The sequence below is a fragment of the Streptomyces sp. PA03-1a genome (assembly GCF_033792805.1).
Classification (GTDB): Bacteria; Actinomycetota; Actinomycetes; order Streptomycetales; family Streptomycetaceae; genus Actinacidiphila.
Window position 1 is genome coordinate 39543 of the sequence record NZ_JARAVO010000039.1, and the last position, 9464, is coordinate 49006.

General features: G+C 74.0%; 6 protein-coding genes, 2 pseudogenes and 1 riboswitch. Of the genes and pseudogenes, 6 read left to right on the forward strand and 2 right to left on the reverse strand.

Annotation, left to right across the window (positions count from 1 at the left end; translation table 11 throughout):
* Window positions 1-124: 124 nt before the first annotated feature.
* Window positions 125-1237, reverse strand: coding sequence for an alpha/beta hydrolase family protein (locus PV341_RS11585; RefSeq protein WP_500327337.1), 1113 nt, complete (start codon window positions 1235-1237; stop codon window positions 125-127).
* Window positions 1238-1446: 209 nt separating this feature from the next.
* Window positions 1447-2100, reverse strand: a pseudogene (locus PV341_RS11590) (class II aldolase/adducin family protein); the annotation flags it as partial.
* A 117-nt stretch (window positions 2101-2217) separates the two neighbouring features.
* Between PV341_RS11590 and PV341_RS11595 the strand changes: the two are divergent.
* The 6 genes and pseudogenes from PV341_RS11595 to PV341_RS11620 all read left to right on the forward strand — a co-directional run.
* Window positions 2218-3609 carry an NAD(P)/FAD-dependent oxidoreductase gene (locus PV341_RS11595; protein WP_500327335.1) on the forward strand — a complete coding sequence of 464 codons (1392 nt, stop codon included), beginning with the start codon at window positions 2218-2220 and terminating at the stop codon, window positions 3607-3609.
* A gap of 234 nt (window positions 3610-3843) precedes the next feature.
* A complete protein-coding gene (locus PV341_RS11600) occupies window positions 3844-5061 on the forward strand; it encodes an inorganic phosphate transporter (RefSeq protein WP_499511152.1) in 1218 nt (405 codons plus the stop codon).
* 37 nt (window positions 5062-5098) lie between these two features.
* Complete coding sequence (locus PV341_RS11605; RefSeq protein ID WP_500327331.1) at window positions 5099-5338, forward strand: hypothetical protein; 240 nt, start codon at window positions 5099-5101, stop codon at window positions 5336-5338.
* A 166-nt stretch (window positions 5339-5504) separates the two neighbouring features.
* Window positions 5505-5630, forward strand: a riboswitch (cobalamin riboswitch).
* Between the two features lie 54 nt (window positions 5631-5684).
* On the forward strand, window positions 5685-6671 hold the full coding sequence (locus PV341_RS11610) for a cobalamin biosynthesis protein (protein WP_500327329.1): 987 nt from the start codon (window positions 5685-5687) through the stop codon (window positions 6669-6671).
* Entirely contained in the window at window positions 6668-8179 is a 1512-nt protein-coding gene (locus PV341_RS11615; protein WP_500327328.1) for a cobyric acid synthase, read from the forward strand. The genes PV341_RS11610 and PV341_RS11615 overlap by 4 nt, the downstream gene beginning before the upstream one ends.
* 73 nt (window positions 8180-8252) lie before the next feature.
* Window positions 8253-9290, forward strand: a pseudogene (locus PV341_RS11620) (magnesium chelatase ATPase subunit I); the annotation flags it as partial.
* Between the last annotated feature and the right edge of the window lie 174 nt (window positions 9291-9464).

Genomic DNA, 9464 nt, shown 5'->3' on the forward strand with positions numbered 1-9464 from the left:
GGAGCAGTCTTGCGGGTGAGCACCCGGAAACCCAAACGAGCGTCCCCGTAACGGGATTGATCCCGCCCGAATTGAAGGGAGAGATAGGTCTTTGTACGGATATAAAGACCACGTATGGTGAGCGTCAGAGGAGGGGGGTGAGGAAGCGCCGGAGGGCCTCCTCGTATGTTGAGGGGTTGGCGTTCCACATGGCCGCGTGCGAGGCGCCGCTGATGGCGTGCAGCGTGACCAGGTCCGGGCGCTGCCGGGCGAGTTGGCGGGACGGCCCCCATGGGGCGAGCGTGTCGTCGGGACCGTGGAAGACGAGTGCCGGGACGTCCAGCCGCTCGGGGTGGGCGGCCTCGGCGATCCGCTCCGCGTGCAGTCCGGTGCGGCCCTCGGTGGCGCGCACGCCGAGCGGCAGCAGCGCGCGGGGCGCACCCCGGGAGGCGGCGGCGGCACGGACCGTGCTCTGCCAGTCGAGCACCGGGGAGTCCAGGACCATCCCGGACACCAGGGAGCGCAGCGGGGAGTGGCAGGCGGCCCGGAGCGCCATCGTCGCGCCGGTGGACCAGCCGTGCAGCACCAGCCGGCGCGCGCCGTGCCGCACGGCGTAGCGCATCGCCGCGTCGAGGTCGCGCCACTCGGAGTCGCCGAGGTGGCCGATGCCGTCCCACGAGGGGGGCGCACCGGCGTCGTTGCGGTAGGAGAAGGCGAGCACGGGCAGCCGCAGTTTGGCCAGGAACGCCATGACGTTCATGCCGAGCTCGCGGGAGGTGCCGAGGCCGTGCGCGAGGACGACCCAGGTGTCACGGGCGCCGGGCACGAACCAGGCGGGCAGCAGGCCGAGTTCGGCGGGTATCTCGGCGTCCCGGTACTCCAGGCCGAGGGCCGATCCCGGGGTGCCGACGTGCGTCTGCGGGGTGAGCCGCACCTGGTCGCCCGGCGCGACGCCGCCGCGGTTGATCCGCACCAGACGGCGGGTGACCGAGTCCGGGGCCGTCGAGAGCACCTCGCCGACGGTGACGTGCACCCCGGCGGCGATCAGGCCGTGCACACCGCGCCGGGCGGTGCCCAGGGTCCGGCTGAGGGTGACGTCCTGCCCGGTCACGGCGTGGACGGTGAGCGGGTCCGGGTCGACGCCGTTCGCGGTCGGCCTCAGGGCAAGCTCGGAGACGTGCCGCCCGGCCGCCACCGCGGCCGCACCGGCACCGAACGCTGTCGTGGCGGCGAGGGCCGCCGCCGTGGTGAGGCGCATCGCTTCCAGTCTCCGCGCGCTCACCCCGCGCGGCCAGTGGGCGGGGCCGTCCGGGCTCAGTCGTTCTCGGCGTCGTGGGCCGCGCGGGGCCGGGGGACGTCGGCACGTGCGGCCCGGTGCTCCCCCTGCTCCCCCTGCTCGCCGTGCTCCCCGTGGGCCTCGTGATCGCCGTGCGCCCCGTACCCTTCGTGCTCCTCCTCCGTCTCGTCCCCGGGCTGGCCGTACTGGCGCAGCCTCTCCGCGACACGGGCGAGTTCGCGCTTGGAGAGCAGGGAGGGCGAGAACCCGGCGACGGAGCGGGCGGCGAGCCAGACCTGGCACATCCACTCCAGCTGGGCGGTGCGGTCGTAGGCCTGCTCGAGGTCGTCGCCGTAGACGATGGTGCCGTGGTTGCGCAGCAGGCAGCCCGTGCGGTCGCGGAGCGCGCGCAGGACGTTGGCGGCCAGTTCCTCGCTGCCGTACGTCGCGTAGTCGGCGACGCGTATCCGGCCGCCCAGGGCCGCGGCCATGTAGTGGATGGCGGGCAGCTCGTACAGGAGCGTGGAGACGGCCGTGGCGTGCACGGCGTGGGTGTGCACGACGGCGCCCGCGTCGGTGTGCCGGTAGATCGCGAGGTGCATCGCCAGCTCGCTCGTCGGGCGCAGCTCGCCGAGCACCTGCTTGCCGTCCAGGCCGACGCCGACCGTGTCGTCCGGGCCCAGGCGGTGGTAGGGCACCCCGCTGGGGGTGACGAGCACGAGGTCGTCGCCCACCCGCACCGACACGTTGCCGGACGTACCGACCACGAGACCGTCGTCGACCGAGCGGCGGGCCGTGTCCACCAGCTCCGACCAGGCCCGTGCCACCGCGTTCCGCACCGACATCCGTGTCACCTCCGAGCGCTGATCCTGACAGGTTGACCGTTGCCGCACGTTCCCGGGGCACAGTAGCGTCCCGGCACAGTTTCCGGACCGACCACGTATACGAATTGCAGGGGCACCATGACCACCGTCAACGGCGGCATCTCCTTCTGGTACGCGAAGTCAGGGCTCCCGGTGCCGCGTGAGCCCCTGCCCGGGGACACCACCGCCGACGTGTGCATCGTCGGGGGCGGCTACACCGGACTGTGGACCGCCTACTACCTGAAGAAGGCCGTGCCCTTCCTGCGGATCGTCGTCCTGGAGCAGCGCTTCTGCGGCTACGGCGCCTCCGGCCGCAACGGCGGCTGGCTCTACAACGGCATCGCCGGCCGCGACCGCTACGCCGCGCTGCACGGCCGTGAGGCCGCCGTGGCGCTGCAGCGCGCGATGAACGCGACCGTGGACGAGGTGATCCGGGTCGCCGCCGAGGAGGGCATCGACGCGGACATCCACAAGGGCGGGGTGCTGGAGGTCGCGCACTCCCCCGCGCAGCTGGCGCGGCTCAGGGCGTTCCACGAGGCCGAGGTCGCCTTCGGCGAGAAGGACCGCCTGCTGCTGGGCGCCGCCGAGTCCGCCGCGCGGATCCGGGTCGCCGGGACGGCCGGGGGCACCTGGACGCCCCACGGGGCGCGCGTCCACCCGGCGAAGCTGGTGCAGGGGCTGGCCCGGGCGGTGGAGGCGCTCGGCGTCGTCGTCCACGAGTCGACCCCGGTGACCGAGATCCGGCCGAAGCACGCGCTCACCCCGTTCGGGAGCGTGCGCGCCCCCTACGTCCTGCGCTGCACCGAGGGCTTCACCGCCTCGCTCAAGGGCCAGAAGCGGTCGTGGCTGCCGATGAACTCCTCGATGATCGTGACGGAGCCGCTGCCGAAGGAGGTCTGGGACACCATCGGCTGGGAGGGCCGGGAGACGCTCGGCGACATGGCGCACGCGTACATGTACGCGCAGCGCACCGCCGACGACCGGATCGCCATCGGCGGCCGCGGGGTGCCGTACCGCTTCGGCTCCCGTACGGACAACGACGGCCGCACGCAGGCGGCGACGGTCGAGGCGCTGCGCGAGATCCTGGTGCGCTTCTTCCCGGCGGCGGGGCGGGTGGCGGTCGACCACGCGTGGTCCGGGGTGCTCGGCGTGCCGCGCGACTGGTGCGCGAGCGTGGAACTGGACCGCTCCACCGGCCTCGGCTGGGCGGGCGGCTACGTCGGCAGCGGGGTCGCGACGGCGAACCTCGCGGCGCGGACGCTGCGCGACCTCGTCCAGCTGGACTCCGGCCAGGCGCACGGCACGGAGCTGACGTCCCTGCCGTGGGTGCACCACCGCGTGCGCCGCTGGGAGCCCGAGCCCTTCCGGTGGATCGGGGTGCACGGGCTGTACGCGGCCTACCGCGCCGCCGACCGGCGCGAGCAGACCGGACGCAGCGCGGAGACCGACCGGGTGGCGCGCATCGCGGACCGCATCTCGGGCCGCCACTAGGCCCTCCCCCCCCTGCCGGGCCACGACGGCCCCGGGCCGTGACCAGGATCTCTTCCGGAGGTGCCGGGAAGGGCGATCGAAGCACGTCAAAGGCCGGATTCCGGGGCGAAGTCCGCACGGGCCCACACCCCCCGCACGCACCGGCACCGCCGCGCCTCTCCTCGTTCACCTTCCGTTCATCCAGACTCCGTACGGTCGCCACGCCACTGTCCGATCGAACGAATGCCTGGGTCAATGGAACACATCACGCTCCTGATCGGAATCGTGATCATTACCGCACTCGTGTTCGACTTCACGAACGGTTTCCACGACACCGCCAATGCGATGGCGACCACCATCTCCACTGGCGCGCTCAAGCCCAAGACGGCGGTGGCCATGTCCGCCGTGCTCAACCTCGTCGGCGCCTTCCTCTCCGTCGAGGTGGCGAAGACGATCTCCGGCGGAATCCTCGACGAGAGCGCGGGCATCAAGCCCGAGGTGATCTTCGCGGGGCTCGTCGGCGCGATCGTCTGGAACCTGCTGACCTGGCTGGCGGGCCTCCCCTCCAGCTCCTCCCACGCCCTGTTCGGCGGCCTCATCGGCGCCTCCGTCGCCTCCGCGGGCTTCAGCTCGATCAACGGTGACGCGGTCGTCATGAAGGTCCTGATCCCGGCCGTCTGCGCCCCCGTGGTCGCCGGTCTCGCCGCGATGCTGGCGACCCGCCTGACCTACCGCATCGGCCGCAACGCCGACCCGAAGGCGACCGCCAAGGGCTACCGGGCCGGGCAGATCGCCTCGGCCGGTCTGGTCTCCCTCGCGCACGGCACCAACGACGCACAGAAGACCATGGGTGTCATCACCCTCGCCCTGATCGCGGGCAACGTCGTCGCCCCCGACTCCGACCCGCCGCTGTGGGTCATCGTGTCGGCCGGCATGGCGATCGCGCTCGGCACCTTCATCGGTGGCTGGCGGATCATCCGCACCATGGGCAAGGGCATCACCGACATCCAGCCGCCGCAGGGCTTCGCCGCCCAGACCGGCGCCGCCACCGTCATCCTCGCCTCCTCCCACCTCGGCTTCTCGCTCTCCACCACGCAGGTCTGCTCCGGCTCCGTCATGGGCGCCGGTGTCGGTCGCAAGGGCGGCGTCGTCCGGTGGAGCACCGCGGGCCGCATGTTCGCCGCGTGGGGGCTCACCCTTCCGGCCGCGGGTCTGGTCGCGGCGGGCGCCGCGCTCCTGGCCGACCAGGGGGACCTGGGCGTCACCGCGGTCGCCGTCCTGGCACTCGCCGCTTGCGTCGCGATCTGGATCGCCTCGCGCCGCAAGCCCGTCGACCACACCAACGTCAACGAGGCCCACGGCGACGCCGAGGAGCCGGGCGTCATCACCACGGCGATCGCCGCCGTGATCCCGCCGCCCGCCGGACTCACGGCCGCCACCGTCGACGCCGACCCCGCCCAGGCCCCCGCCTGACGGCGGTGCCGCACCGGCCCCGGAAGGAACCAGCATCATGCACATCGACTGGGCTGCCCTCGGCTCCGTCTTCGGCGTCAGCCTCGCCGTGACCATCGGACTCGTCGGCCTGTTCACCCTCGGCATCGTGGGCCTGTCCAAGCAGGGCGCGGCCACCGGCGAGGCGGGCAGCGGCTCCGCCGCCGGCTCGACCGCGCTGGCCCGCAGCGGCGCGTACCTGTGCTTCGCGCTGTGCGCGGCAGCCGTCGCGTACGGGATCTTCCTGATCGTCGCCTGACCCGCGGGTCCCCGGGCCGCGTGCGCGCGGCCCGGTGTGAAGTTGACCTCAGCTCCCGGCTTTCCCGCCGTGAGCTGGGGTTTCTTCTTTTCCACAGACCGTCGCGGTGAGTTGACGGGCCGGAGCGGCGCGTGGTGGTATCGGAACCGCCAAACGGCGGCAGGAGAGGAAGTCCGGTGCGAATCCGGCGCGGTCCCGCCACTGTCACCGGGGAGCGGACCCCCGCCCATGGCCACGGCCCCGTGAGGGGCTGGAAGGCCGGGGGTGCCGCCGATCCGGGAGCCAGGAGACTCTCGTCGCCGGTCACGTCGAACCAGGGCGCGGACCCTGAGTGAGGACTCCTGTGATGCGCGGCCCCGGCCGTTCACCCGACACCGGCGTCGCGGCGCCGTGCGCGTTCGCCACCGGTGCCGCCCTCGGCTGGCTCGCCGACCTCGCCCTCGCCGACCCGCGCCGCGGTCACCCCGTGGCGGTGTTCGGCAGCGCCGCCGCCGGCCTGGAACGTGCCCTGTGGCGCGACCACCGCGGCCGGGGCGCCCTCCACACGGCGCTGTGCGCGGGCGGCGCGGTGGCGGCCGCGGCCGGGCTCCAGCGTGCGGCACGCCGTTCCGGCCCCGCCTCCGTCGCCCTGACGGCGGCGGCGACCTGGGCCGTGCTCGGCGGGACCTCCCTGGTACGGGAGGCGCGCGCCATCGGCGCCGCCCTGTCCGCCGGGGACACCGAGGCGGCGCGCGGGCGGCTGCCCCATCTGTGCGGCCGCGACCCGCAGGCGCTGGACGAGGCCCAGTTGGCCCGGGCGGTCGTGGAGTCCGTCGCCGAGAACACCTCGGACGCCGTCGTGGGCGCCCTGGTGTGGGGCGCGCTGGGCGGAGTGCCCGGGCTGGTGGGCTTCCGGGCGGTCAACACCCTCGACGCGATGGTGGGCCACAAGTCGCCGCGGCACCGGCGGTTCGGCTGGGCGGCGGCCCGGCTGGACGACGTGGCCGGCTACCCCGGCGCCCGGCTGACCGCCGCGCTCGCGGTGCTGTCCGGGCCCGACCCCCGGGGGGCCTGGCGGGCCTGGCGCAGGGACGGCTCCCGGCATCCCAGCCCGAACGCGGGGCCGGTGGAGGCCTCGTTCGCAGGGGCGTTGGGCGTGCGCCTCGGGGGGACGCTTGCCTATGGCGGGCGGGTCGAGCACCGGCCCGTCCTGGGGGCGGGGAACCGGCCGGTGGAGGTACGGGACATCGAACGGGCGGCACGGTTGTCGCGACGGGTCGGCGCGCTGGCGCTGGCGGTCGCGGTGGGCGGGCGCCTGGCGTCGGGCGCGGTCGCCCGGAGGAGGAACGCATGAGGGGCGGGGGCCTGCTGGTCGCCGGGACCACGTCGGACGCCGGCAAGAGCGTCGTCACGGCGGGGATCTGCCGGTGGCTGGCGCGGCAGGGTGTGTCCGTGGCGCCCTTCAAGGCGCAGAACATGTCGCTGAACTCGTACGTGACGCGCGAGGGCGCCGAGATCGGCCGCGCCCAGGCGATGCAGGCCCAGGCGGCGCGCGTGGAGCCCTCGGCCCTGATGAACCCGGTGCTGCTCAAGCCCGGCGGGGACCGCACCAGCCAGGTCGTCCTGATGGGGCGCCCGGTGGGCGAGATGAGCGCGCGCGGCTACCACAACGGGAGCCGCGCGCAGCTGCTGGAGACCGTCACCGGCTGCCTGGAGGAGCTGCGCGGCCGGTACGACGCGGTGATCTGCGAGGGTGCCGGCAGCCCCGCGGAGATCAATCTGCGGCGGGGCGACATCGTCAACATGGGCCTGGCGCGGGCCGCCAGGCTCCCGGTGGTCGTGGTCGGCGACATCGACCGGGGCGGGGTCTTCGCCTCGTTCTTCGGGACGACGGCGCTGCTGGCCCCCGAGGACCAGGAGCTGGTCTGCGGCTACCTGGTCAACAAGTTCCGCGGCGACGTGTCCTTGCTGGAGCCGGGTCTTGAGATGCTGCGCGGGCTGACCGGGCGCCGCTTCTACGGGGTGCTGCCGTACCGGCACGGCCTCGGCATCGACGAGGAGGACGGCCTGCGGATGTCGCTGCGCGGCACCGTCAGGGAGTCGGACACGGCGGCGCCACACGGTGAGGACGTCCTGCGGGTCGCCGTCGCGGCGGTCCCGCTGATGTCGAACTTCACCGACGTGGACGCGCTCGCCGCCGAGCCCGGTGTGCTCGTCCGCTTCGTCGACCGGCCCGAGGAACTGGCCGACGCCGACCTCGTCGTCCTGCCCGGCACCCGCGGCACGGTCAAGGCCCTGGAGTGGCTGCGGCAGCGGGGCCTGGCCGATGCCGTCACCCGCCGGGCCGCGCAGGGGCGCCCGGTGCTGGGGATCTGCGGCGGCTTCCAGATGCTCGCCGAGACGATCGAGGACGACGTCGAGTCCCGCGCCGGTACGGTCGCCGGGCTCGGCCTGCTGCCGGTGCGGGTCCGCTTCGCCGTGGCGAAGACCCTGGCCCGGCCCTCCGGGAAGGCGTACGGCGAACCGGTCGAGGGGTACGAGATCCACCACGGGGTCGCCGACGTCCGCGGCGGCGACGAGCCCTTCCTGGACGGCTGCCGCAGCGGCGCGGTCTGGGGCACCCACTGGCACGGCTCGCTGGAGAGCGACGGCTTCCGCCGCGCTTTCCTGCGCCGCGTCGCCCTGGCCGCGGGACGGCGCTTCGTCCCGGCCCCCGGCACCGCCTTCGGCGCGCTCCGCGAGGAGCAGCTGGACCGGCTGGGCGACCTGATCGAGGAGCACGCCGACACCGGCGCGCTGCTCCGCCTGATCGAGCAGGGCCCCCCTGCGGGGCTGCCCTTCGTCCCCCCGGGGGCGCCGTGAGCACCCCGTCGCGGCCCCGGAGCGGGGCCGTCCGTGAGCACCGCCGCAACGACCGTTCGACCCAGGAGGCCGCGTGAGCACCCCTTACCCCTTCACCGCGATCGTCGGGATGGCGGACCTGCGCCTGGCGTTGCTGCTGAACGCGGTCAGCCCGGCGGTGGGCGGTGTACTGGTGCGCGGCGAGAAGGGCACGGCCAAGTCGACCGCCGTACGGGCGCTGTCGGCGCTGCTGCCGCCCGTGGACGTCGTGCCCGGCTGCCGCTTCGGCTGCGACCCGGCGGCGCCCGACCCGGCCTGCCCGGACGGGCCGCACGGCCCGGACGCCGGCGCGGAGAGCCGGGCGGCGCGCATGGTGGAGCTGCCGGTCGGCGCGTCCGAGGACCGCCTCGTCGGCGCCCTGGACATCGAACGGGCCCTGGCGGAGGGCGTGAAGGCCTTCGAGCCCGGGCTGCTGGCCGACGCGCACCGCGGCGTGCTGTACGTGGACGAGGTCAACCTCCTCCACGACCACCTGGTGGACCTGCTGCTGGACGCGGCCGCCATGGGCGCCTCCTACGTCGAGCGGGAGGGCGTCTCCGTGCGCCACGCCGCGCGCTTCCTCCTCGTCGGCACGATGAACCCCGAAGAGGGCGAGCTGCGGCCGCAGTTGCTGGACCGCTTCGGTCTCACGGTGGAGGTCGCGGCGTCGCGGGAGACCGACGAGCGGGTGCAGGTCGTCCGGCGGCGCCTCGCCTACGACGCGGACCCGGCGGGCTTCGCCGCCGCCTGGCAGGCCGAGGAGCGGGAACTGCGCGAGCGGATCGCGGCGGCGCGGGCACTGTTGCCCGCGGTGTCGCTCGGCGACGGCGCGCTCCGCCAGATCGCGGCCACCTGCGCGGCCTTCGAGGTGGACGGGATGCGCGCGGACATCGTCATGGCGCGCACGGCGACCGCCCTGGCCGCCTGGGCCGGACGCACCGACGTGACCGACGCCGACGTACGGCAGGCCGCGCTGCTGGCGCTGCCGCACCGGCGCCGCCGCAATCCCTTCGACGCGCCGGGCCTGGACGAGGACAAGCTCGACGAGACCCTGGAGCGCAACCGCGCCGAGGACGACGACCGGTGCGGCCCTCTACGGTCCCGCTCTCCGACCCCGCGGCCCCTCTCTACCAGGCTCGAGCGCTACTTGTATTCACCCTAACACAGGAGGCCAGTGCACGCCATCAACAGGCTCGTAACTGGATCTCTTATAAACATACAGGCTCACCAGCGCTCTCACACAGACACCAGTGATCATTTTTTTGAA

What these genes read in the sequence shown, in the direction of transcription:
- PV341_RS11585 (WP_500327337.1), bottom strand. Translation starts at nt 1,237, where the DNA reads ATGCGCCTCACCACGGCGGCGGCCCTCGCCGCCACGACAGCGTTCGGT.
- PV341_RS11595 (WP_500327335.1), top strand. Translation starts at nt 2,218, where the DNA reads ATGACCACCGTCAACGGCGGCATCTCCTTCTGGTACGCGAAGTCAGGG.
- PV341_RS11600 (WP_499511152.1), top strand. Translation starts at nt 3,844, where the DNA reads ATGGAACACATCACGCTCCTGATCGGAATCGTGATCATTACCGCACTC.
- PV341_RS11605 (WP_500327331.1), top strand. Translation starts at nt 5,099, where the DNA reads ATGCACATCGACTGGGCTGCCCTCGGCTCCGTCTTCGGCGTCAGCCTC.
- PV341_RS11610 (WP_500327329.1), top strand. Translation starts at nt 5,685, where the DNA reads ATGCGCGGCCCCGGCCGTTCACCCGACACCGGCGTCGCGGCGCCGTGC.
- PV341_RS11615 (WP_500327328.1), top strand. Translation starts at nt 6,668, where the DNA reads ATGAGGGGCGGGGGCCTGCTGGTCGCCGGGACCACGTCGGACGCCGGC.